The organism is Thiohalobacter sp. (assembly GCF_027000115.1).
In the GTDB taxonomy this organism is placed as follows: domain Bacteria; phylum Pseudomonadota; class Gammaproteobacteria; order Thiohalobacterales; family Thiohalobacteraceae; genus JALTON01.
In genome coordinates, this window is record NZ_JALTON010000054.1 from 83,554 (window position 1) to 99,494 (window position 15,941).

Consider the following 15,941-nt stretch of genomic DNA (forward strand, 5'->3'; position numbering starts at 1 on the left):
CGGTGTCACAGGCGGTCGGTCAGGTCCACCACGCGCGAGATCTCGTCCAGGGTCGTGGATCCGTCCAGCACGCGGCGCACGGCATCCTTGACAATGGGCTGGAAGCCCTTGTCCAGCGCCATGTCCAGCAGCTCGCGGCGCGTTGCCCGCCGAGCCACCAGTTCGTCCAGGTCGGCATCCATCTTCAACAGTTCCATCACCGCGATGCGGCCGCGATAGCCAGTGTGGTGACAGCGCTCGCAGCCGCGGGCCCGGGCGACCTGTACCGGCGTGTCGGCCTCCACCCGCAGCAAGCGACGCTCCAGTTCATTGGGTTCGACCTGCTCACGGCAGTCCGGACAGACGCGCCGTACCAGCCGCTGCGCCACCACGCCGATGATGTTGCCGGCGAGGATGTCCGGCACGATGCCCAGGTCGAGCAGGCGCGGGATGGCGCCGATGGCGGAGTTGGTGTGCAGGGTGGAGTACACCTGATGGCCGGTCATGGCGGCGCGCACGGCCATGTCGGCGGTGTCCTCGTCGCGGATCTCGCCGACCAGAATGATGTCCGGGTCCTGGCGCAGCATGGAGCGGATGCCGGCGGCGAAGTCCATCTTGGCGGCCTCGTTGACCGAGGTCTGCCGGATCAGCTGCATCGGATATTCGACCGGATCCTCCAGGGTCATGATGTTGACCGACTCGCTGTTGACGTAGTTGAGCATCGAATACAGCGTCGTGGTCTTGCCGCTGCCGGTGGGGCCGGTCACCAGGATGATGCCCTCCGGCCGCGCCATCATCACCTTGAGCATGGCCAGCGAATCGTCGGGCAGGCCGAGATCGTCCAGCGCCACGATACCCTTGCTGCGGTCGAGGATGCGCAGCACGATGTTCTCGCCCCAGGTTGTCGGCTGCACCGACACGCGGAAGTCCACCGGCCGCCCGAACAGGGTCAGGGAGATGCGGCCGTCCTGCGGCGCTCGGGTCTCGGCGATGTTCATGCCCGACATCACCTTCAGCCGCACGGCGATCCCCGACCAGTAGTTCTTGTGGAGCGAGCGGACCTGGCGCAGCACGCCGTCGATGCGGTAACGCACCCGCAGGAAGCCCTGCTCGGGCTCGAAGTGGACGTCCGAGGCACCGGCCTTGACCGCATCGGACAGCATGGCATCGACCAGCCGCACCAGCGGCTGGCTGTATTCCTCCGCCTCGCCGGCGAAGCTGTCGTAGTCGATCTGGCCGGTCTCGATCTCGTGCAGGATGCCGTCCACCGACAGCTCGTAACCGTAGAACTGGTCGATGGCGTTCTCGATCTCGGTCTGCGCCGCCAGCAGCGGATGGATGTCGACCTGGCCGCCCAGCACCGCGCGCAACTGGTCGATGGCCACCACGTTGGTGGTGTCGGCCATGGCCACCGTGAGCAGGCCACGCGCATGGTCCAGCGAAATGGGCAGCGCGCGGTAGCGCCGGGCCACGTCCTTGGGGATCAGCGCCAGGGCATCGCTGTCCACTACAACCTTGTTCAGGTCGACACTCTCCTGCCCCAGTGCCTCGGACAGGGCGTCGCGCACGATGGCCTCGGTGGCAAAGCCGAGGCTGACGATGATGCGGCCGAGCTGTTCGCCGCGCTTCTTCTGCTCGGTGAGCGCGATGCGCAACTGATCGGGGCTGAGCACGCCCTTCTCGATCAGGATGTCGCCGATGCGGCGCGGCGGCTTCTGCGGTACGGCACTCACGATCCCGCCCCCCCCGAGAGCTGTGCGATGCGCCGCTCCAGCGCCTGGAGATCGAAGGCCACGGTCCGGCCCATCGCCAGTTCCCGCGCCTGGCGGTAGAAACCGAGCGCTGCCTGCGGCTTGCCCAGGCGATCCAGCGCCACGGCCAGGTTGAAGGCATGCTCCGGCCGTTCCGGCGCCAGCCGGTGGGCCTCGAAATAGGCGCGCTGCGCCTCCGCCCAGCGTCCGGCCTGCGCGTGCAGGCTGCCAAGGGCGAAATGCAGGCGGGCATCGTCCGGATGGCGCTGCAGCTGCACCCGCAGGCGGCCGATGTCGCGCTGTTCCCCGCCCTCGAGCAGCGCCAGCGCGGCCAGCGCCGCGGTATCGCTGGGATCACGCCGCAGCACCTCGCGGTAGTGCGTGCGCGCAGTTGCCGCGTCGCCCTGGCGCAGGGCAACGGCACCCAGGCCCATGTGCGCGTCGCGATTTCCGGGTTCGCGGCGCAGGACCTGCCGGTAGCGTTCGCTGGCCGAGTCCAGGTCGCCGCGGCCGAAGGCCGCGAAGGCCGCCGCCAGATCGGCATCGACCGGACGCGGGCGCACCACGCGCCGGATGCGAATGCCGGCCGCAGTCGTGGCCGGCGGTGGCGTGTTCGCCGAGGGATTTGGCGTGGTCATGGCCGCTGCCGCGGGCGGCTCGGCGTCGGGCGCCGCGACAGGCGCCGGGGACGGAGATTCACCCTTGGCCGTCGGGCCCGACACCGGTCGTAGCCGGGTGGGGCCGCTCAGCATCGTGGCCGCCGGTTCCGGTCGCGCGTCGGCGACCCCGCTTTCCGGATCGGTTTCGGGCCCGATGGCAACGGGTTCTGCTGCCCCTGGCACGAACTCGTCGCCGGCGCCGCTCATCTGCAGGTAGCCGTATCCGGCCAGCAGCAGCAGGATCACCGCCGCCAGCCCGCCGAGCATGAACTTCATCCGCCGTTGCGCAGCGGCCTTGCGGGCCCGGGTCAGGGCCACCAGCCGTTCCGCCTGCACCCGCTCCGGTTGTGCCTCGACGGACAGTTCCGCCGCTGCCTGCGGCGGGGGGGCAACGGACGCCTGCTCGGGCCCAGGGCCGGGTGCCCGCGGCGCCGGTTCCGGCGACACGGCAGCGGGTGCCGCTTCTGTTGCTGCTTGCGCTTGCGCTTGCGCTTCCGGTTCCGGTTCCAGCTCCGGTTCGGCGACCGTCACAGGCTGATCCTCGTCGGCGTGGGCTTGCGGCGCCGGCTCCGGCGGCTCGGCCTCCGCTTCGTCCAGGGCTTCGAAGTCGGCCCCGGTCGCGGCCTCCGGCGGTGTGTCCAGCGGAGCCAGCGACAGGTCGGCGCCCTGTTCCTGTTCCGATGCCGCCGGTTCCGCGGCTGCGCACGACCCTGTTTCGGGCAAGCCCTGCGGAGCCCGCGTCCTTCCGGCATCCGCTGCCGCGGCCTCCCTGTCGTTACCCTTTGCCCGGCCCCTCTCGGCCTGGCGCAGGGCGTCCATGAGCAGGCTCATGACCCGTCACCTCCGAACCGCGGGGGCGGGGTCAGGCGTTCCGGATCGCCGCTGAAGGGCTGCGCCGCGGGCAGGTAGTCGCGGAAGTCGGCAAGCTCCTGGTTCAGGCTTGCGTCGCGGATCACCCGCGGGCGCAGGAAGATCACCAGTTCGGTGCGACTGACACGGTTTTCGCGCATGCTGAACAGCTCACCCACGCCCGGCAGCTCCGACAGCCCCGGCGTGCCCCACTTGCCGAGATCGACGCTGTCCTGGATCAGGCCACCCAGCACCGCCGTCTGCCCGGACTGCACGCGCAGGATGGAGTCCATCTCCCGCACCTGGATCTGCGGCACCCGGCTTTCGATCTCGAACGGCGCCAGCGAGGGATTGGGATCATTGACGAAGCCGGTCACGCGCGAGATGGTGGGCCGCACGTTGAGGATCACCGTCTCGGTCTCGCTGATCTGCGGCGTCACGCTCATCACGAATCCGACCGGTACCGTATGTACGGTGGAGGTGAAGGTCGTGGTCGCGAAGCCCTGGCCGCTGGTGGTATCGGCCTCGACGGTGAAATAGACCAGATTGTCCACCACCTTGAGCAGCGCGGTCTGGTTGTTGATGGCCATGATCTTGGGGCTGGACAGCACCTTGACGTCGCCGAAGCGCCGCAGCATGCCCAGGGTGGCGCTGACGTCACCGCGGCGGGTGGTCGGATCCGCATAGGTCAGCAGGGTGAAGGGTTCCTGGCTGAATGTGGTCCCGATCAGGGACTGGTCGATACCCCAGCCGGCATTGTTGGCAATCACGTTCCAGTCCACGCCCAGCTGGTAGTCGTCGTTCAGCCGGACCTCGACCACGGTGGCCTCGATCAAAACCTGGCGCTGGGCGCTGTTGAGCAGGGTATCCAGATAGGCCTGTATCTCCCGGTGCTGGCGGCTGGTGGCGCGCACCGTCAACAGCCCCGCCTCCGGCGAGGCGAACACCTGGCGCAGGGCGCCTTCCTCGCCGTCGCTGCTGTCCGTGCCGGCGACGGGGACATCGGGCGACCCGTCCCCGGCCTCCGCGGGCGTTGCCGCCTGCGCCGTCGCAGCCTCCGATGCCGCAACCTCACCTGCGCCAAGGATGGCCTCGACATTGGCGACCAGGGTGTTCCAGAAGCGCTGGTTGGATGTGCTCACCACGGTGGTGGTGGAGTTGTTGTTGCCGGCTTCGCCACTGCTGTCGCCGACCGCCGAGGCCCCGGTGGTGGCGATCTGGGTGGCGACGCTGACCGTGCTCTGGTTGTCGCGCGCCATGTTGACGTAGTCGACGCGGTAGGTGTGCAGATAGGGCGCATCGGGCTCGACGATCAGGGTGTCGCCATGGCGGATGAAGCGCAGGTCCACCTGCCGCGCGATGCGATCGAGGATCTGCGGCAGGGTCTGGTCGACGGCGTTGAGAGTGACCCGCCCGCTGACCTCCGGATGCACATCGACGTTGACCTTGGCATCGCGGGCCAGCGCAAACAGCAGCTCGCGTACCTCGGCATCGGTGACCACCACCGTGTACAGGGCCTCGGGCGCCCGCGGTTGCGGCGCCTCCAGTACCGGCATCTGATGCACTGGCTCGGGAATGTCGGCAGTTGCCAGGGCGCCGCCATCGACGTGACCGCGATCGGGGCGCTCGGGCGTGGGCGCGCAGGCACCAAGACCAAGAGGCAGCAACAGGCAGACCGCGGTTCGCCGGATTCGCTGAAACAGGCTTCCGTTCATGATGCAGTTCCCGTGTCCGTTGCCAGGGCGTGGCGTTCGAATTCCCTGCGCACCGCTTCCAGCGAACGCAGGTAGGGATGGTTGCGGGCGAGCCGCTCGGGCAGGGCCGCCAGCGCGGCGCGCGCCTCGGCAACTGAATCGAAGCGACCCAGCAGCACTGACCAGCGCGGCTCGCCACTTACCCGGGTCGGCGCGATCAGCAGCCGCTCGCGCAGCGGTGCCATGTCCGTGGAGTCGAGCAGGCGTCGCAGCGGCGCGGGGTCGGCGCTGTCGGTGGTGAGTAGCTGGATGGCATAGCCGGAACCGTCACCCGCGGCCCTGCGGCTTTCCGCCAGCAGGCGTTGCAGGGGATCCTCTGCGGAAACCGGCGTGGCAGACGCGGGCGTACCGGCGGCCGGCGCAATGGCCGCAAGCTCGCTGACGCTGGGCAACGCCGGCGCGGAGAAGTCAGGAACGGGGCCGTGCAACGGCAACAGCAGCAGGGCCGCGAGCCCGGCTGCGAGCGCAGCCCCCCAGCCCCAGGCCGGGCGCGGCAGGCGGGCGAACAGGGCCTGCATGCCGGGACCGGGCAGTTCGCTGTCGGCGATGGCTCGGCGCAGGTGGCGCGCCGTGACCTGCCTGCGACCCTCGATGTAGGCGGCCAGCAATGCCTTGTCGGCTAGGATATGGATGCGCCGCACCAGGCCGCGGGAGGCCCGCGCCAGCAGTCGCAACGCCCCAGGGGTGAAGGGATCGGCACCGCGATAGCCGGCGGCGCGCAAGCGGAACTGCACATAATCGCCGATCTCTGCCGGCGACAGGGGTTCGAGATGAAAACTCTGGGTGATGCGCTCGCGCAACTGGCGCAGCTCGTGGACGGCGAGCAGGTCGTCCAGTTCCGGCTGGCCGAACAGCACCAGCTGCAGCAGCTTGGCCTCCCGGGTCTCGAGATTGGACAGCAGCCGCACCGACTCCAGCGCCGCCCCGTCCATGGCCTGGGCCTCCTCGATGAAGACGACCACGGGACGACCCTCGGCGTGACGACGCAGCAGGTGGCCCTGCAGGGTCTGCAGCAATGCCAGCCGACCGCCCTCGGCCGGCAGCCCCAGCTCAAGCGCGATCGCGGCGAGCACCTCGTCGCTGCCCAGCGAGGGATTGGCGAGATAGACCACCTCGGCGCGCTCGGCGAGCCGTTCGGCCAGCATGCGGCAGAGCATGGTCTTGCCGCTGCCGACCTCGCCGGTGAGCTTGACCAGACCCTCGCCGCGCTCGATGGCGTAGACCAGCGCGTCCAGCAGCGCGCCACGGCGGGCGCCGGCGTAGAAGCAGCGGGTATCCGGCGTGATCCGGAATGGCGGGCGGCTAAGCCCGAAGTGCGTCTCGTACATGGCGGTCAGCCCTGATCAGAGGTACAGCCGCCACAAGCAAGCTTTGGACCAGTTACCGGAAGGGGCTCAAGTGCCCTTCGTATCCAGTTGATATCACATGGATTTGACAAAGGCAGGGCCGTTGCCCCAAGCGCCATTTTCTCCAGGCCGTCAATCGGTTGACGTGGATTTCGGGAGCTGCGCAAGCCTGCAGTTCGGCAGGCAGGCGTTCGGCCGGCGTCCCGGCCAGGCGCGGCTACGGCTCGAATCCGCTCATGGCCCGATGCCGATCAGTTCCAGCGCGTTGCCGTCCGGATCGCGGCAGAAGATCGCTGCACGCCCGGAACGGCTGCGGGTAAAGGCCACGCCGGCGGCCTCCAGCCGCGCCACCAGTGCCGGCAGATCATCCACCGCGAGGGCCACATGCCGGTCGCGTCCGCCGTGTTCGGGACGGCCGGAGACCGGATCGGGGTTGGGCAGTTCCAGGAGATGGATCTGGGCCTCACCCAGCGTCAGCCAGGCGCCGGGATAGCCGAGGTCGGGCCGGTCGGGCGCGACCTCGAGACCGATCAGATCGCGATAGAAACCCAGCGCGCGCCCGGTGTCCGCCACCAGCAGACTGACATGGTGCAATCGTACCTTCATGCCGGCCCTGCCTGCGGCAGACGCGCCGCCAGCCAGGCCGCGGTGACGATCATCAGCCCGCCCGCCCATTCGTTGGGCCGCACCGTCTCATCGGTAAGCAACGCCGCCGACAGGGCACCGGCCACCAGCTCGAACAACAGGATCACCGCCGAACGATGCACCGGCATGTGGGTCACGCCGTACTGCACCGAAACCGTCATCAGCACCATGCCGAACATCCCCAGTGCGACGGCGCCACCCCATGCCATGACCGGCGCGGCCGGTGGCGTCACCGAGCCCGTGAGCAGCAGCGCCACCCCAGCCACCGCCATCACCCCCAGCCAACTCGCCCAGGTCTTCCACCACAAGGCCACGCCGTGCAGGCGCCGCACCATGACATTGGTCAACGCAAACGCCATGCCGGAAGAGACCGCCAGCCAGTCCGCGCGGCCGCGCGGCCAGGGCAGGCCGATGTCCGGATCCCACAGCATTACCAGCGCGCCCGCGAAGGCCAGCACGAACACCCGGCGTGCGAGCACGGTCAGGCGCTCGCCGAGCAGCCAGTAGCCGAGCAGCAGCGTCCACAGCGGCGACAGGAAGAACAGCAGCATCACCCGCACGACATTGCCCTCGATCACGGCAAGTATATAGGCCACGTTGGTCCAGCCCGCGGCCAGACACATCCACAGTAAGTCCAGGCGCTGGCCGGCCAGTCGCGGCGGGCGCCGCAGCACGGGCAGCACCACCAGCGCCGCCGAGGCGTAGATCACCAGCGTGGCCCACAGGCCCGACAGCCCGGCGCCTTCCAGCAGTCGCAGCGGATACCACAGCAGACCCCACAGGGTGGCCGCCAGCAGCAGACTGGCGACCGCAAGCGGGCCGTTTTCGGGTTTGGCAGCGTTCACGTATAATCGCGCCCTTTCCGGATCAGGCTGCATGGTATCGGTTCGTCCCGCCGCTTGCAGCCGCAAATCGCCGCGCCGGCCGACCCCGCATGAATCCCGATCTCAAGCGATTGCAGCCCTACCCCTTCGAGCGCCTGGCCCAACTCAAGGCCGGGGTAACGCCGCCTGCGTCGCTGGCCCACATCAACCTGTCCATCGGCGAGCCGCAGCACGCGCCGCCACACCTGGCCGCCGAGGCCCTGATCGAGCATCTGCACCAGCTGGCCAACTACCCCGTAACGAGAGGCCGCCCGGAACTGCGCGCCGCGATTGCCGACTGGCTGACGCAACGCTTCGATCTGCCTGCCGGTGCGGTTGACCCCGAGCGCCATGTGCTGCCGGCCAACGGCACCCGCGAGGCCCTGTTCGCCGTCGCCCAGGCTCTGGTCGACCGCACTCGCGCGCCGCTGGTGGTCTGCCCCAATCCCTTCTACCAGATCTACGAGGGCGCCGCCTTCCTCGCCGGGGCCGAGCCCTGGTTCGTCGACACCACCGAGGCCAGCGGCTTCCTGCCCGACTTCGCGGAGGTTCCTGCGGAGATCTGGGAGCGCTGCCAGCTCGTCTACCTGTGTACGCCGGGCAACCCCACCGGCGCGGTGATGGGCACGGAGGCGCTGCAGGGGCTGATCGAACTCGCCGACCGTTTCGACTTCGTCATCGCCAGCGACGAGTGCTACTCCGAGCTCTACCCGGACGAGGACCGGCCGCCGCCGGGCCTGCTGGGCGCAGCCGCTGCCCTGGGCCGCGACGACTTCCGCCGCTGCCTGGTGTTCCACAGCCTGTCCAAGCGCTCCAACCTGCCCGGCCTGCGCTCGGGCTTCGTGGCCGGCGATGCCGAACTCATCGCCCGCTTCCACCGCTACCGAACCTATCACGGCTGCGCCATGCCGCCGCCGGCCCAGGCCGCCAGCATTGCCGCCTGGCGCGACGAGCCCCATGTGCGGGAGAACCGGGCGCGCTACCGCGAGAAGTTTGCCGCCGTGCTGGACATCCTCGGCGACGCGCTCGAGGTGCGGGCGCCGGATGCCGGCTTCTATCTCTGGCCCCGGACGCCCGTCGACGACACCGAGTTTGCCCGCCGCCTGTACGCCGAGGAACATGTCACCGTGCTGCCCGGACGTTTCCTGTCGCGCGAGACGGCTGCCGGCAATCCCGGCGCGGGCCGGGTGCGCATGGCACTGGTGCCCGATCTCGAAGACTGCATCGAGGCGGCGGAGCGCATCCGTCGCTTCCTCTCCCGACTCTGACGCATCCAGGAACCCACAGGAGCCCGACCATGAACGACATCCAGCCCATCATCGAGGAAGCCTTCGAGCGCCGTGCCGACATCAACCCGCGCAGCGTGGAACCCCTGGTCAAGGAGGCCGTGCTCGAGGCCATCGACCTGCTGGATTCCGGCAAGGCCCGGGTCGCCGAAAAGATCGATGGCGAATGGAAGGTCCACGACTGGCTGAAGAAGGCCGTGCTGCTGTCCTTCCGTATCGAGGACAACCAGTTCATGAAGGGCGGCTTCACCAACTACTACGACAAGGTGCCGTCCAAGTACGCCGACTACAACTCGCGCGACTTCCGCGAATCCGGCGTGCGCGTGGTACCACCCGCCGCGGCCCGCCGCGGCGCCTACATCGCACCGGGCGTGGTGCTCATGCCCTCCTACGTCAACATCGGCGCCTATGTCGACTCCGGCACCATGGTCGACACATGGGCCACGGTCGGCTCCTGTGCCCAGATCGGGAAGAACGTGCACCTCTCCGGCGGTGTCGGCATCGGCGGCGTGCTGGAGCCGCTGCAGGCCGCACCGACCATCATCGAGGACAACTGCTTCATCGGTGCCCGTTCCGAGATCGTCGAGGGTGTGATCGTTGAGGAGGGCTCGGTGATTTCCATGGGCGTGTACATCGGCCAGAGCACGCGCATCTACGACCGTGAAAAGGACGAGATCATCTACGGCCGCGTGCCTGCGGGATCGGTGGTGGTATCCGGCAACCTGCCCTCCAAGGACGGCAAGTACAGCCTCTATTGCGCGGTGATCGTGAAGAAGGTCGACGCCAGGACCCTGAGCAAGGTAGGCATCAACGAGCTGCTGCGGAACATCTGACCGACATAGCCTGCTCTCGGTCCCCTGGCAGCGCAGCCTCTGATGGGCACGCTGCGCTTTGCCCATCCTACCTCCAGGCCGTCGGCCGGGGAGACAGTTCTGTAGGATGGGCAAAGGCCCGGAGGGCCGTGCCCATCACATCCGCGGTGTAAAGCCGATGGGCACGTCGCTTTGTTTCTTTGCCCGTCCTGTCCCGCGCACCTCGCAGGATGGGCAAAGCGCAGCGTGCCCATCAACGGCCGCTCAGGAGTCCCCTTCCCGCCACACCGGCAATGCCCGTTCGCGCAGCGCTTCCGCACCCTCGGCGAGCAGACGCTGCAGCGCCCCGGGCGGCATGGGGCGGCTGAAGTAATAGCCCTGCGCCTCGTGGCAACCCTGCTCGTGCAGAAAGGCGACCTGTTCCGGGCCTTCCACGCCCTCCGCCATCACCCGCAGGCCGAGGGTATGCCCCAGGCCCACCACAGTGCGCGCAATGGCGGCCCCATCGGCCTTGTGCAGCTCGGCGACGAAGGACTTGTCGAGCTTGATCTTGTGCACCGGGAAGCGCGTCAGATAGGACAGCGAACTGTAGCCGGTGCCGAAGTCGTCGATCGAGATCTGCACGCCCAGCCGGCGCAGGTGCTCGAGCGTGGCAATGGTATTGCGCACGTCGTGCATGATCAGGCTCTCGGTGAGTTCGATCTCCAGCAGCGCGGGATCGACCGCGTGTTCCTCCAGCACAGCCGTGATGTCGTTGAGCAGGTTCTTGTGGCGGAACTGCGCGGCGCTGAGATTGATGGCCACCCGCAGCGGCGGCAGCCCGGCCTGCCCCCAGGCCGCGATCTGGCGGCAGGCCTCGGCCATTACCCACTCGCCGATGGGCATGATGAGACCGGCACTCTCCGCCACCGGGATGAACTCCTCCGGGCCGATCTCGCCGCGTTCCGGGTGATGCCAGCGCAGCAGTGCTTCGACCCCGACTACGCGTCCGTCCTGCAGACTGACCTGCGGCTGGTAACAGAGCCGGAACTGGTCGCGCGACAGCGCCGTGCGCAGCTCGCGCTCGATGACTGCGCGCCGCTGTACCACGCGGTTCAGGTCCGCGGCGTAGAACTGGTAGCGGTTGCGGCCCTCGCGCTTGGCCTTGTACATGGCCAGATCCGCGCTGCGCAGCAGCTCGTCGGCATCGTGATCCTCGTAGGGGTAGATGATGAGCCCGATACTCATGGACGGATGCAGCTCGTGGCCCTCGATGACCATGGGCGCGTTGATGCGCTGCAGAATGCGTTCGGCCAGGTCAGCGGCATCCCCCACCGTAGTGATGCCGGTCTGGATGACCCCGAACTCGTCGCCGCCGAAGCGCGCCACGGTGTCGCTGGCGCGGGTGCAGGCGGTGATGCGCGCGGCGATGCCCTTGAGCATCTGGTCGCCGACGGCATGGCCCAGTGTATCGTTGACATCCTTGAAGTTGTCCATGTCCAGGAACATGACGCTGAGCAGGGTGTCGCTGCGCCGCGCCTGCGCCATGGCCTGCAACAGGCGGTCGCGGAACAGGCCACGATTGGGCAGGCCGGTCAGGGGGTCGTAGTGGGCCAGGAACCGGGCCCGGCTCTCGGCCGCGGCGGGACCGCTGATGTCGCGGGCGACGATCACCGCTGAACTCACCGCACCCAGGGCGTCGAACAGGGGCGCGGCACGCGCCTCGATGCGACGGCGACGGCCTTTCACTGACAGCATGTCGAGCTGCATGACCACCGGCTCGCCCGCCATCACCCGTCGCGCCAGCACCGCCGCCCGCGCCCGGTGACCGGGTGCGATACGCTGGAACAGCGGCCGGTCGATGATGGCAGCGGCGTCCTCCGTCTCCAGCAGCCCGAGGCCGGCCCGATTGACCTCGGCCACCCGGCCATCCGTGTGCACCAGGCACACGGCATCGCTGCCGGTCTCGACCAGCTGCCGCAGAAGCTGTTCACGGGCATGCAGGCGGTCCTGGGCCTGGCGGCGGTCGCTGACGTCCAGCCAGGAGCCTTCCACCAGCAGGGTGTCGTCCTCGTCGAGCGCGACCAGATGACGCTCGTCGCGTACCCAGACATAGCGCCCGTCCGCACCCAGCATCCGGTACTCCGCAATCAGGCTGCGCCGCAGCGGCAGGTACTCGAAGGCCACCCGCACCCGGTCCCGGTCGGCCGGGTGCACGCGCTCGATCCAGCCCCCCGGCCGGGCCAGGTCGTCCGCCGCGCCCAGCAGGCGCTCCGCATTGGCGCTGAGCCAGTGGGCAATGAACTCGCCGCGCTCGGGATGGCAGCGGGCGCGAAACAGCACGGCGGGACTGCGTTCCAGACAGGCGTGGATCCAGTCGGCCGCGTCACCGCTACCCTGGGCAAGGGGGTCGATGGGCATGGATTGTCCTTTTTTTCTCGAAGGGCGGGTCGGCCGGCGCCGTTGCCTGCCTTTCCACCTGTTTCGGCGCAACCCCGTGAGCCTTGAGCGGAATTTCCGCTTTGCCGTGCATCCCTTGCGGCCAGCACGCATAATAGGGTGCCTGTCCCCGGCAACCGGAATCCGCGTCTTCAGATCCATGACGGTCACCCTCTACGGCATTCCCAACTGCGACACCGTGCGCAAGGCCCGCAAGTGGCTGGAGGCGCAGGGCGTCGACTACCGTTTCCATGATTTCCGCAAGGACGGCCTGCCCGCCGACCGGCTCCGGGCCTGGGCAGATGCGGTCGGCTGGGAGACGCTGCTCAACCGCCGCGGTACGAGCTGGCGGCAGCTCCCGGCCGAGGCCCGCGAAGGCATCGACGCAGGGCGGGCGCTGGCACTCATGGCCGAGCAACCAACGCTGATCAAGCGACCGGTGCTGGAACATGCCGGTGGCGTGGAGGTGGGCTTCGACCCGGCCCGCTACGGGGTACTGTTCGGATGAGCGACAGCCCCACCCTGGCGCTGGCCCGCGCCCTCATCGCCCGCCCCTCGGTCACCCCCGAGGACGCCGGCTGCCAGGCACTGATGGCTGAGCGGCTGGCGGCACTGGGCTTCCGCAACGAACCCATGCCCTTCGGCGGGGTGCATAACCTCTGGTCGCGTCTGGGCGACGCGGGGCCGCTGCTGGTGTTCGCCGGCCATACCGACGTGGTCCCGCCCGGCCCGGAGGCCGAGTGGCGCACCCCGCCGTTCGAACCCACCGTGATCGACGGCATGCTCTACGGTCGCGGCGCCGCCGACATGAAGGGCAGCCTGGCGGCCATGATTACCGCCTGCGAACGCTTCCTGGAACGGCATCCGCAGCCGCGCGGCTCCATCGCCTTCCTCATCACCAGCGACGAGGAAGGCCCGGCCGTGGACGGCACCGTGCGGGTGGTGGCAACCCTGCAGGCCCGCGGCGAACGCATCGACTGGTGCCTCGTCGGCGAACCCTCGAGCAGCGAGCGCGTCGGCGATGTCATCAAGAACGGCCGCCGCGGCTCGCTGTCCGGGCACCTGGTGGTGCGCGGTGTCCAGGGCCACGTGGCCTATCCCCGGCTCGCCGACAACCCGGTGCATCGCGCCCTGCCCGCGCTGGCCGAGCTGGCCGCCATCGAGTGGGATAGCGGCAACGAATTCTTCCCGCCGACGAGCTTCCAGATCTCCAACATCCATGCCGGCACCGGCGCCACCAACGTCATCCCCGGCACTCTGGAGGCCGACTTCAACTTCCGCTATTCCACCGAAACCGACCACCAGCGGCTGATGGAACGGGTCGAGGCCCTGATCGCGCGCCATGGCCTGGATGCGCACATCGACTGGACCCACTCCGGCGCACCCTTTCTGACTCCGGCGGGCGAACTGGTGGACGCGGCACGGGCCGCAGTGCAGGATATCACCGGCATCAGCCCCGAGCTGTCCACCGCCGGCGGCACCTCGGACGGACGCTTCATTGCGCCGACCGGCGCCCAGGTCTTGGAACTGGGTCCGGTGAACGCCACAATACACAAGGTCGACGAATGCGTGCGCGTCACGGAACTCGAACAACTCTCACGCATCTATGAGCGGCTGCTGGACCGGCTGCTGGGCTGACAGGGAGATGGAGAGAACATGGACAAGGGTCTTGCGCGCCGGCTGGCGCGCCTTCTGCTGCTGAGCAGCGCGCTGGCCGCCCTGGGCGGCTGTTCCATGAGCCAGATGGTGGTGCGTACCTCCATGAGCCTCATGGAATCCAGCATCGTCGCCATGAACCGCGAGACCGATCTGGAACTCGCGCGCCAGGCCATCCCCGCCAATCTCAAGCTGCTCGACGGCATGCTCGAGGCCGATCCGGGCAATGCCCGCCTGCATCTGTACGCCGCCGAAGGCTACTACGGCTACAGTTTCGGTTTCGTCGAGCGCGACCAGCCGGAACGCGCCGCGCGGCTCTATCACCGCTGTTACCGGCACGGGCGCAACGCGCTGGCCCTGTCCGGGTTCACCACCGATGTAGAGACCACGCCACGGCGCGAGCTGGCCCGGGCGCTGGCAGCCGCGGGCCCGGCCCAGGTGCCCGCCCTGTTCTGGACCGCCTCCTGCTGGGCCAAGTGGGTGGACATGAACCGCGACGATCCGCGTTCCATCGCCCGGCTGGCACGCGCCGCCGCGCTGATGGAACGGGTGCTGGCACTCGACCCCGGCTTCTATCACGGCGGTCCGCACCTGTTCTTCGGCGTCTACTACGGCAGCCGCCCGCCCATGCTCGGCGGCGACCCCGAACGTGCCGCCGACCACTTCGACCGCGCCCGTGAGCTGGGCGGCAGCACCTTCTACATCATCGACGTGCTCCAGGCCGAGTTCCTCGACCGCCAATTGCTCGACCGTCGCAGTTTCCACAACCGCGTATCCAGCATTGCCCAGGCACACATCGACGCCGGCAGCGAAATCGCACTCATCAACGCCATCGCCCGCGACCGCGCCCGCTGGCTGCTGGCGCAGGAGGCCCAATGGTTCTGATCCGCCACACCCTGCTGCTGGCGCTGCTGCTCGCGGCCGTTCCGCCGAGTGGCCACGCCGCCGCGCGCTACACCCTCAAGTTCGCCACCCTCGCCCCGCCCGGCTCGACCTGGATGAACATCCTCGAGGACTGGGGCCGCACCGTGTCCGAACGCAGTGGCGGCCGCCTGGCATTCAAGTTCTATCCCGGCGGCGTCCAGGGCGACGAGCCGGACGTGATCCGCAAGATGCGCTTCAACCAGCTCCAGGGCGCCGCCCTCACCGGCTACGGCATCGGTCAGATCTACTCGCCGCCGCGCATCCTGGAGGTGCCCTTCCTGTTCCGTGATTATGCCGAGATCGACCATGTCCGCGCGCAGTTCATGCCCGAGTTCGAACAGGGCTTCCGTGAACACGGCTACGAACTACTGGGCTGGATGGAAGTCGGCTTCGTCTACTTCTTCTCGCAGAAGCCCATCACGAGTTTCGACGACCTGCGCAAACTGCGCATCTGGATGTGGCAGGGTGACCCGCTCGGCGAGGCCATGTTCCGTGCCAGCGGCCTGTCGCCGGTACCGCTGTCCATCACCGATGTCTTTACCAGCCTGTCCACCGGGCTGATCGACACCGTCTACTGCACGCCGCTGGCGTCCATCGCCCTACAGTGGTTCACCAAGGTGGACTATGTCACCAACCTGCCCATGGCCAACGGCATCGGCGGCCTGCTGGTCTCGCGCCGCTTCTTCGACCGCCTGCCGCCCGACCTGCAGCAGCTGCTGCGCGAGACGGGCGCCGAGACCAGTCGCGAGCTGATCCGCCAGACCCGCATCGACAACGAACGCAGCCTGGAAGTGCTGCGCGAGGAAGGGCTGCAGTTCGTGCTCGACCCCGAACAGGTCGACCAGGCCGAGCTCGAACGCATGCGTGACCAGGCGGCCGCGCAACTGACCGCAGACAGCTACATCCCGGGGCCACTGTTCGAACGTACCCGCGCCCTGCTCGAGAACTACCGCAACAGCCTGCAGGCGCAGCAAACGACGCCTCCCGCCGGAGAATGAA

13 protein-coding genes are annotated in these 15,941 nt (G+C 68.6%); 6 read left to right on the top strand and 7 right to left on the bottom strand.

Annotation, left to right across the window (positions count from 1 at the left end; translation table 11 throughout):
• Positions 1-5: 5 nt before the first annotated feature.
• The 6 genes from MVF76_RS10955 to MVF76_RS10980 form a co-directional block, all read right to left on the bottom strand.
• Positions 6-1,712, bottom strand: a complete 1,707-nt coding sequence (locus MVF76_RS10955; RefSeq protein WP_297529041.1) for a GspE/PulE family protein — start codon at positions 1,710-1,712, stop codon at positions 6-8.
• A complete protein-coding gene (locus MVF76_RS10960) occupies positions 1,709-3,220 on the bottom strand; it encodes a tetratricopeptide repeat protein (RefSeq protein WP_297529043.1) in 1,512 nt (503 codons plus the stop codon). Before MVF76_RS10960 ends, MVF76_RS10955 begins: the two co-directional genes overlap by 4 nt.
• The gene (mshL, locus tag MVF76_RS10965) at positions 3,217-4,953 is read right to left on the bottom strand and encodes a pilus (MSHA type) biogenesis protein MshL (RefSeq protein ID WP_297529045.1); all 1,737 of its coding nucleotides are present in this window, start codon (positions 4,951-4,953) and stop codon (positions 3,217-3,219) included. The genes MVF76_RS10960 and mshL overlap by 4 nt, the downstream gene beginning before the upstream one ends.
• Positions 4,950-6,320: an ExeA family protein gene (locus MVF76_RS10970; RefSeq protein ID WP_297529047.1), complete on the bottom strand. Its 1,371-nt coding sequence runs from the start codon at positions 6,318-6,320 to the stop codon at positions 4,950-4,952. Before MVF76_RS10970 ends, mshL begins: the two co-directional genes overlap by 4 nt.
• 252 nt (positions 6,321-6,572) lie before the next feature.
• Positions 6,573-6,944, bottom strand: a complete 372-nt coding sequence (locus MVF76_RS10975) for a VOC family protein (protein WP_297529049.1) — start codon at positions 6,942-6,944, stop codon at positions 6,573-6,575.
• Positions 6,941-7,828 (bottom strand): DMT family transporter, encoded by an 888-nt coding sequence (locus MVF76_RS10980; protein WP_297529051.1) that lies wholly within the window; start codon positions 7,826-7,828, stop codon positions 6,941-6,943. Before MVF76_RS10980 ends, MVF76_RS10975 begins: the two co-directional genes overlap by 4 nt.
• Positions 7,829-7,917: 89 nt before the next feature.
• Here MVF76_RS10980 and dapC point away from each other — a divergent pair, with 89 nt between their 5' ends.
• Positions 7,918-9,114: a succinyldiaminopimelate transaminase gene (dapC, locus tag MVF76_RS10985; RefSeq protein WP_297529052.1), complete on the top strand. Its 1,197-nt coding sequence runs from the start codon at positions 7,918-7,920 to the stop codon at positions 9,112-9,114.
• Positions 9,115-9,143: 29 nt separating this feature from the next.
• The gene (gene dapD, locus MVF76_RS10990) at positions 9,144-9,965 is read left to right on the top strand and encodes a 2,3,4,5-tetrahydropyridine-2,6-dicarboxylate N-succinyltransferase (RefSeq protein WP_297529054.1); all 822 of its coding nucleotides are present in this window, start codon (positions 9,144-9,146) and stop codon (positions 9,963-9,965) included.
• 243 nt (positions 9,966-10,208) lie between these two features.
• Here dapD and MVF76_RS10995 read toward each other — a convergent pair whose 3' ends face one another.
• Complete coding sequence (locus tag MVF76_RS10995) at positions 10,209-12,344, bottom strand: putative bifunctional diguanylate cyclase/phosphodiesterase (RefSeq protein WP_297529056.1); 2,136 nt, start codon at positions 12,342-12,344, stop codon at positions 10,209-10,211.
• Between the two features lie 178 nt (positions 12,345-12,522).
• Between MVF76_RS10995 and MVF76_RS11000 the strand changes: the two genes are divergently transcribed.
• The 4 genes from MVF76_RS11000 to MVF76_RS11015 are packed head-to-tail and all read left to right on the top strand — an operon-like array spanning position 12,523 to position 15,940.
• On the top strand, positions 12,523-12,870 hold the full coding sequence (locus MVF76_RS11000; protein WP_297529058.1) for an ArsC family reductase: 348 nt from the start codon (positions 12,523-12,525) through the stop codon (positions 12,868-12,870).
• Entirely contained in the window at positions 12,867-14,000 is a 1,134-nt protein-coding gene (dapE, locus tag MVF76_RS11005) for a succinyl-diaminopimelate desuccinylase (protein WP_297529060.1), read from the top strand. The genes MVF76_RS11000 and dapE overlap by 4 nt, the downstream gene beginning before the upstream one ends.
• Before the next feature lie 18 nt (positions 14,001-14,018).
• Complete coding sequence (locus MVF76_RS11010; protein ID WP_297529062.1) at positions 14,019-14,903, top strand: TRAP transporter TatT component family protein; 885 nt, start codon at positions 14,019-14,021, stop codon at positions 14,901-14,903.
• Positions 14,894-15,940 (top strand): TRAP transporter substrate-binding protein, encoded by a 1,047-nt coding sequence (locus tag MVF76_RS11015; protein ID WP_297529064.1) that lies wholly within the window; start codon positions 14,894-14,896, stop codon positions 15,938-15,940. The genes MVF76_RS11010 and MVF76_RS11015 overlap by 10 nt, the downstream gene beginning before the upstream one ends.
• Position 15,941: the final 1 nt, after the last annotated feature.